At 56.5% G+C, this 15,005-nt stretch carries 12 protein-coding genes; 9 read left to right on the forward strand and 3 right to left on the reverse strand.

The window, feature by feature from the left end:
• Positions 1-72 precede the first annotated feature (72 nt).
• From NTX17_05560 to NTX17_05585, 6 genes are all read left to right on the forward strand, one after another.
• Positions 73-1,044, forward strand: a complete 972-nt coding sequence (locus tag NTX17_05560) for a substrate-binding domain-containing protein (GenBank protein MCX5800838.1) — start codon at positions 73-75, stop codon at positions 1,042-1,044.
• A 108-nt stretch (positions 1,045-1,152) separates the two neighbouring features.
• Entirely contained in the window at positions 1,153-2,940 is a 1,788-nt protein-coding gene (locus tag NTX17_05565; protein MCX5800839.1) for a tetratricopeptide repeat protein, read from the forward strand.
• A gap of 95 nt (positions 2,941-3,035) precedes the next feature.
• Positions 3,036-3,764 (forward strand): MotA/TolQ/ExbB proton channel family protein, encoded by a 729-nt coding sequence (locus tag NTX17_05570; protein MCX5800840.1) that lies wholly within the window; start codon positions 3,036-3,038, stop codon positions 3,762-3,764.
• Positions 3,765-3,767: 3 nt separating this feature from the next.
• Positions 3,768-4,241 (forward strand): biopolymer transporter ExbD, encoded by a 474-nt coding sequence (locus NTX17_05575; GenBank protein ID MCX5800841.1) that lies wholly within the window; start codon positions 3,768-3,770, stop codon positions 4,239-4,241.
• 1 nt (position 4,242) lies between these two features.
• Positions 4,243-4,746, forward strand: coding sequence for a biopolymer transporter ExbD (locus tag NTX17_05580; GenBank protein ID MCX5800842.1), 504 nt, complete (start codon positions 4,243-4,245; stop codon positions 4,744-4,746).
• A 64-nt stretch (positions 4,747-4,810) separates the two neighbouring features.
• Positions 4,811-5,539 carry a TonB family protein gene (locus tag NTX17_05585; GenBank protein ID MCX5800843.1) on the forward strand — a complete coding sequence of 243 codons (729 nt, stop codon included), beginning with the start codon at positions 4,811-4,813 and terminating at the stop codon, positions 5,537-5,539.
• 148 nt (positions 5,540-5,687) lie between these two features.
• On the opposite strand, the gene NTX17_05590 is transcribed toward NTX17_05585, so the two are convergent.
• Together NTX17_05590 and NTX17_05595 are read right to left on the reverse strand one after the other, a co-directional pair.
• Positions 5,688-6,116 (reverse strand): hypothetical protein, encoded by a 429-nt coding sequence (locus tag NTX17_05590; GenBank protein ID MCX5800844.1) that lies wholly within the window; start codon positions 6,114-6,116, stop codon positions 5,688-5,690.
• A gap of 131 nt (positions 6,117-6,247) precedes the next feature.
• Positions 6,248-8,794 (reverse strand): cation-translocating P-type ATPase, encoded by a 2,547-nt coding sequence (locus NTX17_05595; GenBank protein ID MCX5800845.1) that lies wholly within the window; start codon positions 8,792-8,794, stop codon positions 6,248-6,250.
• 232 nt (positions 8,795-9,026) lie between these two features.
• Between NTX17_05595 and NTX17_05600 the strand changes: the two genes are divergently transcribed.
• On the forward strand, positions 9,027-11,792 hold the full coding sequence (locus NTX17_05600) for an endonuclease (GenBank protein ID MCX5800846.1): 2,766 nt from the start codon (positions 9,027-9,029) through the stop codon (positions 11,790-11,792).
• Positions 11,793-11,935: 143 nt separating this feature from the next.
• A complete protein-coding gene (locus NTX17_05605) occupies positions 11,936-13,579 on the forward strand; it encodes a C69 family dipeptidase (protein ID MCX5800847.1) in 1,644 nt (547 codons plus the stop codon).
• 65 nt (positions 13,580-13,644) lie between these two features.
• Here NTX17_05605 and NTX17_05610 read toward each other — a convergent pair whose 3' ends face one another.
• Positions 13,645-13,812 carry a Flp family type IVb pilin gene (locus tag NTX17_05610; protein MCX5800848.1) on the reverse strand — a complete coding sequence of 56 codons (168 nt, stop codon included), beginning with the start codon at positions 13,810-13,812 and terminating at the stop codon, positions 13,645-13,647.
• 411 nt (positions 13,813-14,223) lie between these two features.
• Here NTX17_05610 and NTX17_05615 point away from each other — a divergent pair, with 411 nt between their 5' ends.
• Positions 14,224-14,886 (forward strand): SagB/ThcOx family dehydrogenase, encoded by a 663-nt coding sequence (locus tag NTX17_05615; protein MCX5800849.1) that lies wholly within the window; start codon positions 14,224-14,226, stop codon positions 14,884-14,886.
• Positions 14,887-15,005: the final 119 nt, after the last annotated feature.

Consider the following 15,005-nt stretch of genomic DNA (forward strand, 5'->3'; position numbering starts at 1 on the left):
TCCGGCACTGCCCAAGGCTGGTTATCTACGCCTGATGGTCGGCCTGGTTCTTGTGCTAATGGGTGTTTATCGATGCGGCCTGGCCTTTTATCCCGGACCAAGAAATCGTCCGTCGCACCGGTCCGAATCGGATCGCTCGCAGCGTTGAGTGTCGTTCTGGTCTTCCTTTTCGCGTTTCCACTGACCGCCGTGGTCGGCTGTGCGAAAAAGGGAAGACAGCAGGCGTCGACGCCTACCACCGGTTCCCTGGCAATCTTTGTGAGCCCCGCCATTGAGTCTGTCATTCAGTCGGGAGCAGACCAGTTCAATCGCCTCTATCAAGAGGCCAACATAAATGTATATCCCTTGAATTCGCGTGCGATTATCGATTCTTTGATCTACCGGCGGACAGACGCCGCCTACTTCGATCGCCCCCTTTCGGAGGCCGAATCGCTGGCCGTAATCAACACGCGTAGGCACATCTATTCCTTCGTGTTGGGCAGCACCGTTGCAACGTGGATAGTCAATCCACAGAATTCCGCGAGCGTTATCGATTCTCTGCAGGCCATCCAGATTCTGACCGGCCGCGTGACGTCGTGGAAGGCGTTGGGTGGTCCCGACAGGAAGATCAACATTTATCTTCCGCCGCTGGGGGACGGAGCCTGGAACGTGCTGGAGAGTTTCTTCGGCCCTTCCTTGAGCGAGGTCAACGCGTACTACTGGCCGTCTGACAGTCTGGTTCTCGAGCGCGTGGCAGAAGATCCGGATGCTCTGGGTTTTGTCGGCAGGCCGATTTACGACCCCAAGGTGAAGAAACTCCGTTGGCACGATCCACTCCTGGCAGATCCGGTGGCGGCGAACATTGGTACATTACAGGAAGGCAAATATCCCTTTAGAATACGCCTCTATTATTATACAATTGCAGATAGGACGGATTTGGCGTCCGGATTTCTTTCCTTCTTGGCTTCAAATGCCGGTCAGCGCGTCATCGCAGACCAGGGCTTCCTGCCGGAGATGGTTCCTGCCCGTGTCGTTACGCTTCCGCCCGCTGGAGATCACAAATAGATGTCGTCGGTCAATTAACGGAGAATGATGACAGCAAGACATGTTGCCAAGCATTATGCAAAACCTGTTGCGGACCAATTGCACAACATGTAAAATAGGATCATGAGAATGAAAACAATTCTTACCCACATGATAGCTCTGGCGCTTTGTCTGACCGCTTCCGTTCCGCTCTGGGCGGCAGGAAATCCTGAACCGTCGGGAGGCTGGAGAGCCCTCGGGGAGAAGCGATACGCTGACGCTTTGAAAGAGGCGGACAACGTCTTGAGCAAGAAACCCAAAGACACAGGAGCGCACTGGTTGGCCGCAGAGGTCACCCTGGCTCAGAAGGACACCGCGGCCTCGATCACGCATTGGCGTGGGGTGCTGGAATCTGATCCGATCCATCCTCAAGCCATGATGCGCCTCGTTGAGCTGCTCTTCGCAAGGGCGGACACCGTAGGCGTGCAGAAGATCTTGGACACTGCCCGGCAGAAGAAGCCCGGTCTGGCCCAGCAGACAAAACGTGATCAGGCTGCGTCCTCTTACTCGAGACTGGCCTCTTCGGCTCGCTCAACAGAACAGCAGACAAAACCCGACGTGGCGGCATTTGCTTACTGTCAGGGGCTTCTGTTTCAGGCGCGCGGACAACAGGCCGATGCAATGGTGGAATTCTCGCGGGCGATAGAGAACGATCCTGGGCAGCCTCGTTTCTACGTTGCCTTTGCTCGATTGTATGAGGAAAAGAGAGTACTTCCTCTGGCCAGGGAGAATTTTCTGACTGCCCTGGCTCTCGATTCCACCGACGCGTCGGTGCATTATGGACTGGCGAGCGTCCTGATGGACATGAAGCAATACAGCGAAGCGCTGGCGCAGTTTAAGAAGGCGCGTGATATAGATCCAGAATTCCCGAACGTGAGCTACCAGATCGGCAAACTGTATTTCTACGCCGAGAAATATGAGCAGGCCCTGCAGGAACTACAGGTGGCATTGCAGACGGCCAAAGAAGACAATTTCTTCCTTTTCAGCATATACGGTCAGACACTGCGCGCCCTCAGGAAGGCGGAGGAAGCGCAAGTATACCTTGAGAAGGCCTACGGCCTGAAACCGACCGAGCTCTCTACCGCGCGGTCGCTGGCGGCCAACAGTTTTGATCTGAGAAAATATGATCGCGCCGTGGAAGTACTGAAGGTCATTACGGAGCCGCCGAAGGCAGAACCGACGGACTACGCCCTGCTGGGAGAATCATACTACAACATGGCGGTGAGGGGCGTGGACGCTCAGGCGCTTTACGATTCCGCGGCCGTCTATCTGAAAAAAGGATACGAGCTGGTACCGGCAAACAACCGTCTGGCTTACCTTCTAGGAATGACTTATTTTAACTCGGATCGGTACGACTCGGCGATTGTTTACTTCGACAAGAAGATTCAGGCGGACTCCACGTCCTCGGCGGCATACTTCTACATGGGATACTGCTACTTGAAAAAGGAAATGTACCGGGACGCAGTCGCCAACCTGCGGCGAGCCAACGAATTGGATCCCACCAGGGCGTCCGTTCACACGATGCTGGCGCAGACTCTGATTTTTGCGGATTCGACCAAGGCAGCCAAGCTGGAATTCCAGGCCGCCGTTGAATTGGATCCTGCGCAGGGTGACGCCTACGGCGGGCTCGGCTTCCTCTTTCTTAAAGAGGAGAATTGGTCCAGTGCCGCGGCCAATCTGAAACGTGCCACTGAGTTGCAGCCCACCAACGCCAATTACTGGCTGGCGTACGGACAGGCTTCTTACTATATGGAGGATTACGGCACGGCGGAACGAGCTTTTCGTAGCGCCCTGCAGTACGATCCCAACAACAAGGATGCGCGCACAGGACTGGAGACGATCGGAAAAGTTAGAGCAAGAAAAAAGCAATTGCAGTGAGGACGCAAAGGAGGGGATTACAGGAACTCAGTCTACAAAAACAATAACAGCATTGCGAGTGTATCTGCTACAATAGGAACGCACAGGAGGGAAACATGAAACTTAAGGAGTCGTTGTTCACCGTTTTCTTGCTTGTGATCACCCTCGTAGTAGCGGTGGTCGTCTACAAGTTCTTCCTGCCGGACTTCATCAGAAAGGGTGGTCCCCTGGTAGTTCTCTTGATAGCCATCACTCTCATGCTAATCACTTACATCGTCGAGCGTATTTTGACTCTGAAGAAAGCGCGCGGCAGCGCTCCGATCCCCGATTTCTACCGCAGCTTTATCATGGCGGTCAACGAAGGCAAGTTTGAGGATGCCGCGACGATTTGCGACAAGCAACGCGGTTCGGCCGCGGCCGTTCTGAAGGCGGGCGTGGAGGCCTATCTACGCGGTGTCAAGATGAAGCTCACCGGCGACAAGAGATTGGCTGAGACGCAGCGCTCTATTGAGGAAGCGCGTCTCCTTGAGATCCCCTTCCTCGAGAGAAACCTCTTCGCTCTATCCACGATCGCTTCGATTGCGACCATGATCGGGTTGCTGGGAACGGTGATCGGCATGATCCGTTGCTTCGCTGCCATGGCTCATCAGGGATCGCCTGACGCCATTCAGCTCGCCGTGGGTATTTCCGAAGCCCTGATCAATACGGCCGGCGGGCTCTTTGCGGCGATTTTGGGCATCGTTGCCTACAACATCTTCGTCAACCTGGTGGACAGCTTCAACTATTCCGTTGACGAAGGCGCCTTCATGTTTATGGAAATTCTCAAGGAGAAGGAGGCACAGTAAGCCGTGGCACGCCCGACAAAAAAACGTCTGGGCGTCAAGATCGACATGACGCCCATGGTGGACGTGGCCTTTCTTCTGCTGATCTTCTTCATGTCCACCACACAATTCAAGCCGCCCGAGAATGTGCAGATAAATCTACCCGGCTCGCATTCGAACTTGAAGCTTCCCGAGTCGGATATTCTGATCGTTTCTGTATCCAAGGACAACAAGATCAACATGAGCTTGGGGGCTCCGAGATTGGATCAGCAGATAGGATTCATGAAACCAAACGAGGAAGGCGCGTTGCGATCCGTGGATTTCCAGCCGGATCAACTCGGCGACAAGATCATGCAGGCGCGTCTCGAAAATCTGAGAATCCGGCTGATACTCAAGGCTGACAAAGACGCTGAATACGGCTACGTTGAGGACGTCATGGGGATTCTGCAAAAGCTCAACATGAACCGCTTCAACATAGTCACAGAACTAGAGAAGGATTAAAATGGGCGCTGTAGATACCCCTTCAGGATCGTCGCGAGGTGGAGGTGGCAAGAAGAAGAAAGGGCGAGTTGCCATTCGCATCGACATGACGCCTATGGTGGACGTGGCATTCCTGCTGCTCATATTCTTCATGGTGACGACGGTTTTCCGTCTGCCTCAGGCAATGGAGATCAACCTGCCGCCGGAGGCGGCCGGTGAAGCCGAAGTGAACGAAAGGAATCTGCTCTACTTGCGCGTGGCTCCACCGGATTCGTTGTGGTTCAATGTGGGCTTTGACAAACCCCAGACGACGTCTTGGGACGAGCTTCGCGGCATTTTGGATGAACGGAAAGCCGCGAGCGGCGACAAGTTGACCATCGTCGCAAAGATCAGCAGAAAGGCCAAGTACGCCACCATGGTGAATCTGCTGGACGAATTCAACGTGGCCAAGACGACTCGATTCTCGATACTGAGATTCGACGCGTCGGATGACTCCTTGCTGGGACTCAAGGGTCAAGGTCTCTAGGCTGTAAATACCGCGTATCGGTCCCTAAAAAGGTATAACAATGAGCACAGCAGCTTCTTTCACAATGCCAAACGAGGGCCACATAGGCGGCTTCGCCATAAGGCGTTTCATCCAGAAATTCATGCTGATAGGCCTGGCGATTTCCGTGGGTGTTCATGTTGTTGCCGTCAGTAGTTATTACATCACCCTCTATATAGAAAACCGGAAAGTCCCCCCGCCGTCGCACGTGATTTATCTTGATCCGTCGAACCTGGGTCAACCACCAACGTTGAGCGGAGAGGAACTCGCTCCGTCGCTGAGAATCGCACAGCCCAAGTTGGCTGCGGCTGCGATTCCCAAACCCGTGGCAGCGGAGGTCGCGCCCGAGGAGCCGCAGATTCAGTCACAGGAAGAGCTCTCGAAGATGCTGAACGCGCGCGTGGATTCGCTGGCGAGACTTGGAGCGGGGGAGAACATTCAAATCAGGGGCGAAATCCCCAACGAGAACGAGATCCCCGGTTCTGACGTCTTCATTGCCTTCGAGCAACCGCCGCAACTTGTGAAGCGAGTGCAGCCTGTTTATCCGGAAATGGCCCGGCAAGCTGCCGTTGGCGGGAAAGTCATAGTTCAATTCTACGTTGACAAGAAAGGCGACGTGAAACAGGCCAAGATAATCAAGGCCGATCCCAAGGGACTGGGTTTTGAAGAGGCGGCAACTGAGGCCGTCATGAAGTGGAAGTTCACACCCGCGTTGCAGCGAGAAACCCCCGTCGGGGTCTGGGTGGCGCAGACGATTTCATTCACGGTCGAATAGTGCGAGTCGTGGACTAGCCTAGTGGTGGACGCGAACCAGGTTCGCGTCCACCACTTTTCGCTTTCAAAGTTGATCCGCCTTCGAAGTCGAACTGCCCTCAAGGCCGTTTCACCTACCGTGCCGCGTTTGCGTATCCGTCTAACGTGACCTATTTCTCGGCAGCGCTGCCGACCTTCACATCTCGTAAAGCGTCGGCGATGACGTACATCCTCTCGTTGTTGCCAGCCGGGTCGAGGGGGGTAATGTAGAAGCCCTTGCGATCCTTGCTGTAGCCAAGGCTGAATCCTCTGATCACCTCTCCGTCAGAGAATTCCAATCTGATCTTCAACCCTCGAAGGGCAGTACAATCCACTTCTTCGAATCTCTTCTTTTCGACGTACTCTTTTCTACCTTCAAATGATTTGACGAAGAAGACTGCTTTGAGATCACTACACTTGATTTCGTGGACAACGCCTCCCTGGTCTACAAGGTGAAATGTTTCTGCCACTGGTTTGAAATCGTGAGTGTATCCCTTGAGCAATTTTCCGCCCTTAAAACGAGCAAATATACGGTTTCGTCCGGCCTTGGATTCTTCCAATGGATCTACGTCCTTTCCTCACAAGAGTTGACAAGTCTCTGGCCACAGCCGATCGGCTTCGCCCCGATTCTAAAATCCCATCACTGCCGATGCAAGCGTTTCTTGCCGCATTGCAACCTGAAGGCTCATGCTCACGCCGCCTTGCGCCGCGTTGCGAGCTTCACCATTTCGAACCACAGGACGCAGACCGACCCGGCCCCAAGGCTGAGGATGAGATCCGTCGCGTGGAGCGGTGCGAAGTGAAAGAGTCGTTGCGCGAACGGGACCAAAAGAACCGCCGCGAGGAAGGCGCATGCACCGAGCACCACCCATCGCAGCGCCGGGTTGGGGACACGTAGCACCGCAAAGATGGATTTTGTCCAAGATCGGTTTACGAGAATGATAACGATAAAGGCCACGACCAGGGTTGCAAACGTCAGCGCGCGGGCGGCCTCGGCGGAATGGTCGGCGCGAGCGAGCAGGAAGATGCCCAGGCAGACCACAAGAACGCTGAGCCCCTGCATCACCGCGACTCCGATCGTCCGCGTCGAGAAGAGCCGCTCATCAGGGCTCCGGGGCGGCCGCTGCATCACGTTGGCCTCGGCATCCTCGGCCTCGAAGATGAGGGAGCACGAGGGGTCGATGATCAGCTCCAGGAACACGATGTGGACCGGCAACAGGAGGAGCGGCCAGTCGGCGAAGAAAACCGGAATCATCGACAGGCCCGCAATGGGCACATGCACCGCCAGGATGAAAGCGATGGCCTTCTTGATGTTGTCGAAGATGCGCCGTCCGAGACGAATGGCCGCGACGATGGACGAAAAGTCATCATCCAGCAGCACGAGTGACGCGGACTCGCGAGCCACGTCCGTTCCGCGACCGCCCATGGCGATACCGATGTGCGCTGCCTTCAGCGCCGGGGCGTCGTTGACCCCGTCGCCGGTCATGGCGACAATCTCCCTGTTTGCCTTGAGAGCGTTGACGATGCGCAGCTTCTGCTCGGGAACAACCCGAGCAAAGACCTGCACGTCCCGAATCCGTTGTGCCAGATCCTCGTTAGACATCAGGTCGAGCTCGGGCCCGGAGATCACCGTCTCACAGTTCGCAAGCCCCGCCTGGCGGGCGATGCTCTGGGCGGTCACGGGATAGTCACCCGTGATCATCACAACGCGAACTCCGGCGGCCTGGCACTCAGCGACCGCGGCCGGCACGGTTGGCCGCAGCGGGTCCTCGAACCCCAGCAAGCCAACGAGCTCGAGCGAAAGGTCGTGATGCTCATCGGGGAGGCTTCCCTGGCACGTGACTCCTCGCGCGACGCCAAGAACTCGAAGGCCCTGGGACGCCAGGGTCGCCACGTCCCGCGACAGCGATTCGCGTTGCGCCGGAGTCAGATGGCAGAGATCCGCGATGGCCTCGGGCGCGCCCTTCGCCGCCGCCACCACCTCGTCGCCGTTCCCGGTGCACCAGGCGTGACTCACCGCCAGCAGACCGGGCGTCAGCGGGTATTCGCGTGTCAGCGACCAACCCGAATGCAGGTGCTCCGTGTCCTTGATTAGCCTGTCTCCTGCCACGTGCAGCGCCCGCTCCATCGGATCGAAGGGGTCGCGCTTGCTCGCCAGAATCGCGTTCTCGAGGAGGCCGTGCATTTCCTCCGGGAGCCCGCCACGGAGCGTCGCGAGGTCGATGACGCTGCCGGACACCGCGAGCTTGCGCAGGGTCATCTGGTTCTGCGTGAGGGTGCCCGTCGTGTCGACGCAGAGGACCGTCGCGGCCCCAAGCGTCTCGACCGCCGGCATCCGCCGCGTGAGCACGTTGCTTCGGGAGATCCGCCACGCGCCCAGCGCCAGAAAGACCGTCAGCACGACCGGGAACTCCTCGGGGAGCGTGGCCATGGCCATCGCAATGCCGGCGAGGAAACCCTGCTTCCAGACGTCGGCACCGCCTCCGCGCGTGAACGCGAAGGCCAGCACCACGAGAGCGCAGGCCATGAGCCCCACAATGGCGAAGGTGCGGACCAGGCGCCGTGTCTCCTTCTGCAGAAGGGTCGGCTCTGGCTCGACCTGCTCCAGCGCCTTGCCGATCCTGCCGAGCTCTGAACGCAGGCCTGTCGCCAAAATCTCAGCAATGCCCTGTCCGGCGGTGACCAGGGTTCCGGAAAACACCGAGGGCAGATCGTCGCCGCCTGGCCTGTCGAGTGCCCGGGCTTCGACCGACGGGACCTTCCTGACCGGAACGGACTCTCCCGTCAGGAGCGACTCATCCGTCGAAAGATTGATGCCTCGTCGCAGGAGACCATCCGCGGGGACGCGGTCGCCCTCGCAAAGGATAACGAGATCGCCCCTCACCACTTCGCGCCCTGCAATGCGCCGATGCATGCCGTCACGAATGACGAGGGCCCGAGGGCTCGACAGATCTCGCAGTGCCTCCAGTGCTCGTTCCGTGCGCCGCTCCTGGATGATGGTGATGGCCATTACAACGAACACGAAGCCCAGGAGCATTAGGGCGTCGGCCAGCTCGCCCATGAAGAGGTACAAGCCCCCCGCAGCGACGAGCATGAGAAACATGGGTTCACGACCGACCTCGAGGCCGATGGTCAACAGGCTCCGTTTTTTCTGCACCGGAAGCTCGTTCGGCCCCTCCTGCCGCAACCGCGCGTAGGCGCCGTCTTCGCTGAGCCCGAGAAGCCCGCCCAGATCCAGAACGGTGTTGGTGACCCGCGTCTTCTTCGCGGGCACGTCGCTCGTGTTGTCATGTGGCTTGCTCACGATTCCTCCGGGAAAGGCCAACCGAACTGGGCGGTTGGCGCACAAGGTATTCTGAATGAACATTCAGATTTTGTCTACTCACATTCGGACTGGCGCCCATGACAGATCAGTGTTATGCCGGCCGACCTCCTTGAGGAAACCTACAGGATGTGATATAATTTCTGTTGTGAATACATCCAGAGTTTCCACCATAATCCTCCTACTTGCTGTTGCCCTGCTGGTTCCGGGCTTCACGCCTTCGCGTGCCGCGTCGGATGTGCTTATCTCCGAGATGTGCGATCCCCGGAACAACTACGCGACGGACAGGTTCATCGAGATCTACAACTCGGGTAGTGCCGCCGTTGACCTTGCCGGCTGGTCGTTGGTGGCGATGGGTAACGGTGTCGAAGAGTTTAGCTGGCAACTCTTCGGGCTCGTCGGTCCCGGCGAGGCCCTGGTTGCAGGTGATCAGGTCACAGTCACGGTGTTTCCGGTAGCCTTTCCGAACGACGCGTGGTCGGCAAACAACGGAAATTGGAACGGAAAGGTTGGCGATGGTGCCAAGTTGCTCAATGCAAGCGGGACCATCATCGACTACGTTGTGGTCAACGGGACCGCGTTCGAGAACGCCGACTATGTGAGAAAACCCGATGTCCGCGCACCCAACACGACCTACACCCCCTCGGAGTGGACCTCGACGCCCGTGAATCTCGCAACAGACGGTAGTCCCGGTGTTCACAATGCGACCCCTCCTCCAGCGGGTCCCTCCATTTCGGATATCATCACGGATCCCGCCTCTCCTTTGGCAGGAGTTGGAATACACGTCTTGGCTGACGTCATTGATTCGACAGCGAACATTGCGTCTGTCTTGCTGTTCTGGGGAACGACGGGGTCCTCACTTCCCAACGAGATAGGCATGTCACTGTTGCTGGGAAGCACTTATAAGACGGACATGCCGATACCCTCTCAGCCCGAAGGCACGACGGTCTTCTTTAGAATCCAGGCGAGCAGCGATTTGCCGGCGATGAGTTTGTCCGAGCTTCGGAGTTACTCGCTGCCCTACGATCTTGCCATTCATGAAATACAAGGAGAGTTACCCGGTTCTCCCTACGACGGCTACCAAGTCATAACGCGAGGGATTGTAACGGCGCAATACGGTTCTTCTTTTGTCATACAAGACGGGAGCGGACCTTGGAACGGCATGTGGGTGCGGAGCACGGCAGAGCCTTCGGTCAGAGACTCTGTGACAGTCAGAGGCCGGGTCACGGAGAGCGACGGCTCAGGGAACGCAGGCAACACGCTTCTTGTGGACGCCGTGATGGTGAGCAGCTCTTTGGCGGACGCCCTGCCCGACGCCGTTACAGTATCGACAGCGGCTGCTTGCTCAGAGGCGTACGAGGGCGTGCTCGTCGAGATCGTGAATGCCGCATGCACGGCTCCAGCACTGGGATTCGGCGAATGGGAAGTGAACGACGGAAGCGGCCCCGGTCGCGTGGATGATCTGTCGTACAACTTTTCCCCTACACTCGGTTCGTCGTACACCGTGGTCGGACCCGTCACTTACGTCAACAGTTACTTCAAGATAGAACCAAGGGACGCAAACGACGTGGTGTGGACTGGAGACGAGTCACCTCCAGTCATCTTTACCGCCGCTGCAACGAGCGACACGACCCTCCTGGTGACATTCTCAGAAGCAGTGGAGCAGACCAGTGCAGAGACGAACGCCCATTACACGATCGATGAGCTGGCCGTTAGAGACGCAGAAATCAGCTACGATCATTCCGATCAGGTCCTCTTGACGGTGCTGCCCATGTCGGCGGGCGATCACACGCTAAGAATCAGCGGAGTCGCCGATCTCTACGCAAACGTCATGGTTGACGTCAGTGCTGTTTTCGTCTTCACCGACAACGACATTCCCGAAGGATACTACGACAGCGCTGAAAGTCTTACTGGTGAGCAATTGAAGGCGGCGCTTCACGAAATTATCAAGAACCATACCGTGCATAGCTACGATTACGCGTGGACCGCTTTCCAAACGACGGATGACAAGCCAAACGGAAAAGTATGGGACATCTACTCGGACGTTCCCGGTGGAACCTCGCCGTATGAGTATACGTTCGGCGTCGACCAAGGAGGCGTTGGAGGCCAAGAGGGCACGGGATATACCCGCGAGCATTCCTGGCCGAAGAGCTGGTTCGGAGGTGAGGTGACGCCAATGTACTCAGACCTCTTTGCCTTGTATCCATGCGACGCGCACGTCAACGGTAACCGGGGTGCCTACCCCTACGGAGAAGTGATGTTGCCCGAATGGACGTCACTCAACGGCAGCAAGAGAGGACCTTGCTCATATCCTGGATACACGGAAACCGTTTTTGAGCCGATCGATGAGTTCAAAGGCGACGTTGCACGCACGTATTTCTACATGTCGACGCGGTATTATTCGGAGGATGCCGGATGGCCGGGAGGGCCGATGACGGACGGCGCGGAGCTTCTGCCCTGGGCGATTGACATGTTTCTGGACTGGCACACAGAAGATCCGGTCAGTCAAAAAGAAATCGACAGAAACAGTGCCGTCTATGCTCTGCAGGACAACCGCAATCCGTTCATCGATCGCCCCGAGTTCGCCGTTTGGATGTTTGCCACGACGGGAGTTGAGGAGAAATCCAGCCCGTCAGTCGTTGCCGGATTGGGTCCAATCTATCCCAACCCGTTCAACCCTGTGACCGTAATTCGGTTTGCCATTGCGAGTCCCGGGTGGGTTGAGTTGCGAGTGTATGACGTAGCGGGGAGGCCCGTGAGGACGCTTGCAGAGGGGGTGAGAGCTGTCGGGCGTTATGATGTCACCTGGGACGGACGCGACGATATTGGTGTGCCGGTCGCTTCTGGTGTGTATATGTGCGAGCTGAGGGCACCGGGTCGCGTTGAGACGAAGAAGATGGTTCTCTTGAAGTGAGTCGATCAGGAAGAAGCGTTAACTCTCCGGAACAATTCTTAGAAGCAAAACCGAGGGGCTGGCCAACCGCCGGCCCCTGCAAGTTTGAGGCGGCGCTTGAATCCTTGGGCATGTTCGCTCGCAAGAGAGCAATGAGGTTGACCATGCAGGACCGATTGTTTGTCTCTACCGTTAAGCACCGATTTCTTGTCTCGACGATCTACCTGTGCACTTACATTCTTGTAAGTGGGCTTGTGGCCGCGCCGGGGACAAAGGCATGTACCAGCCTTCTGGTGACAAGGGGGGCCACGGTGGACGGCTCAGTCATGATTACCTACACCTGTGATGGCGAGTTCCACCCTCACTTGAGACACGCCCCGGCAGCCTACTACGAGCCTGGAGATTCGCTTGAAATCACCGATTGGGAAGGGCGCGTCCTGGGCAAGATAAAACAAGTCGCGCACACTTACGCCTACGTAGGTTTGATGAACGAGCACCAACTGGTCATCGGTGAAACCACCTTCGACGGCCGGGAAGAACTTCATAACCCCGAGGGGCTCCTGGACTACTGGACCATGATTGAGCTGGCCTTGCAGCGAGCCAGAACGGCCAGAGAAGCCGTCAAGGTCATGACCGATCTAGTTGGTGATTACGGTTATCGATCGACCGGCGAATCGTTTTCGATCGCCGATCCGAAGGAGGCCTGGATACTGGAGATGATTGGGCCCGGTCCGGGTGGGCACGGAGCCGTGTGGGTCGCAGTCAAGGTCCCGGACGGCTACATATCGTGCCATGCAAACAAGGCCCGAATCGGCGGGTTCCCCCTGAACGATCCGGAAAACTGTCTTCATTCTGGCAACGTCGTCTCGTTTGCAGTAGAGAAAGGCTATTACAATCCAAGATCCGGCGGACCATTCCGATTTTGCGACATCTATTGTCCGTCCACGCCAAAGAATCAGCGCTACGCTGACGCGCGCGTGTGGAGCATATTCCGCCGGGCAGCGCCGTCGGCAAACCTCTCGCCGGACTATCACAGAGCTGTGGAGAGAACCCAACCATATCCTCTGTGGATAAAACCTGACAACAAGTTGTCGACGGCTGACGTGTTCACCCTCATGCGTGATCACTATGAAGGAACCGACTACGACATGACAGAGGGTATCGATGCAGGTCCCTACGGCGCACCAATCCGCTCGAGGCCAATAACGTGGACGGTTGACAGCGTCGAATACGCGTGGGAACGTCCCATTTCGACACAGCAGACGGGATTCTCCTTCGTTTCCCAATCGCGGTCGTGGCTTCCAGACCCGGTCGGCGGCGTCCTCTGGTACGGGGTCGATGACACCTACACGACGTGCTACGTACCGCTGTACTGCTGCATCGATTCTGTTCCGAAGTCGTTTGCGACTGGCAGCCTGGACGAGTTCTCGTGGGACTCCGCCTGGTGGGTGTTCAATCTCGTCGCCAATTATGCTAACTTGAGATATTGTGACATGATAGTCGAGATTAAGACGACTCAAAGTGACGCAGAGAAGACATTTCTGGCTTTGCAACCCGTCGTGGAGAAGACGGCGGCCGATCTCGCCAAGTCGGATTCGAAACTCGTGACTCGTTACCTCACGAATTACTCTGTCACCCAGGCGGAATCAGTGGTGGCGCGCTGGAGGGAATTGGGTGAGCATTTGATAACGAAATATAACGACGGCTACGTGAAGGACGAAACCGGGCGTCCGAGTGAGAAAGGCTATCCCGAGAACTGGCTCAGGAACGTCCTGAAATCACGTCCGGAGCAGTTCCGGCTGAAATAGGAAAGGACGGATAGTTCACCCCGCTACTTGGAACGCCGTCTCTTGGAGCGAATTCTTGGAGCGAATCAGACTCCAGTCAGAGCAGATGCGACCGCCGTAAGAGTGCGAATCAGCTCGTCGCGCAGCAGGATTATCGCTCCAATCATTGCAACAGCGATTAGAGCCACAAGCAGGGCGTATTCGGTTGTCGCAGCGCCTTTGCGGCTGGTCAGGACGTTATTCAGAAACCTCATGATCTTTCCCTCCTCTCCGTTTTTCCGCCGTACACGTTAATCTCGATCTCCTACTGATTGCAAGGGGCATGCCATTCCTGTCACAATACCTGAGTCTCTTTAACTATCAGGGATTCTTGACGTTGTTAGTTTCTATCGAGGAGCAAATGTGGGTTTCGAGGGGCTCAGTCTCCCGTCGCCACGCGTTTTTGCACAATCAGAGAGCAATTGTCAGCGGTGCGGCGCGACGGTTCGGCTTTTCGCTTGCCTCACCCGGGTTCTACCGTATAATCGCTGTTGGACATAGACCCGTTTACTCGCATGCAAATAAAGAGTAGGGGAGCCGAGCTCGGCGGCCGTGACGGATAAGGAGCCCCCGGAAAAAGCCGCGCAGTGTCTTCAAGGTAGGATCACAGGCTAGGAGTGGACGAAATGAAACATGTAACATCAATCATGGCCCTGCTATCAGTTTTGATTTTCACTGGAGGCGTTGTGGACGCACAAGAGTTACAAAGTATCAAGCTTCCCACCGTTGCTCTGAAGAACGACAAGCTATTTATGCAGGCAGTAAAGGATAGGAAAAGCAACAGGGAGTTTTCCGAGAAGGAACTCAGTCTACAGGACCTGTCCAACATTCTCTGGTGCGCCAACGGGGTCAACAGGCCAGAAACGGGAGGACGCACAAGCCCTTCGGCCATGAATAAGCAGGACGTGGATCTTTATGTGATACTGAAAGAGGGGATATATCTTTACGAAGCCAAGAAACATGAGCTCGTCCCCGTTGTCTCGGGTGACTACCGCCGGAATGCCGGCACGCAGCCCTACGTCGGTGCGGCGCCGCTAAACCTGATCTACGTTTCCGACATCTCCAAATTCGACTTCCTCAAGAATCATGAGGAACAAGTAGTGACGGCGGCCATAGGTGCCGGGCACTGCTCGCAGAATGTTTACCTCTACGGAGCCGCGGCTGGCTTGGCCGTCGTTACACGTACTTCTGTAGACAAGGCAAAAATGGCCGACGTATTGAAATTGAGACCTCAACAGGTAATTATCATGGGCCAAACAGTTGGCTATCCAAAATCGTCTTCCAAATAGCCGGAGGAAAAGAGCGAAGAGTGCCCCTCAGGTATTTGAGGACGGACTGGCGCTGTACCAGAGGTTCGTCTTCGAAGCCTTGCTTGGTTAGCTCGCCATTCTCTTGGCTGCCGCATGCC

It is taken from the genome of Candidatus Eisenbacteria bacterium (genome assembly GCA_026388185.1).
GTDB lineage: Bacteria > Eisenbacteria > RBG-16-71-46 > JAFGJU01 > JAFGJU01 > JAPLKG01.

Coding starts and splice junctions, on each gene's coding strand:
- NTX17_05560 (MCX5800838.1), top strand. CDS start 73: ATGCGGCCTGGCCTTTTATCCCGGACCAAGAAATCGTCCGTCGCACCG.
- NTX17_05565 (MCX5800839.1), top strand. CDS start 1,153: ATGAAAACAATTCTTACCCACATGATAGCTCTGGCGCTTTGTCTGACC.
- NTX17_05570 (MCX5800840.1), top strand. CDS start 3,036: ATGAAACTTAAGGAGTCGTTGTTCACCGTTTTCTTGCTTGTGATCACC.
- NTX17_05580 (MCX5800842.1), top strand. CDS start 4,243: ATGGGCGCTGTAGATACCCCTTCAGGATCGTCGCGAGGTGGAGGTGGC.
- NTX17_05585 (MCX5800843.1), top strand. CDS start 4,811: ATGCCAAACGAGGGCCACATAGGCGGCTTCGCCATAAGGCGTTTCATC.
- NTX17_05605 (MCX5800847.1), top strand. CDS start 11,936: ATGCAGGACCGATTGTTTGTCTCTACCGTTAAGCACCGATTTCTTGTC.
- NTX17_05610 (MCX5800848.1), bottom strand. CDS start 13,812: ATGAGGTTTCTGAATAACGTCCTGACCAGCCGCAAAGGCGCTGCGACA.
- NTX17_05615 (MCX5800849.1), top strand. CDS start 14,224: ATGAAACATGTAACATCAATCATGGCCCTGCTATCAGTTTTGATTTTC.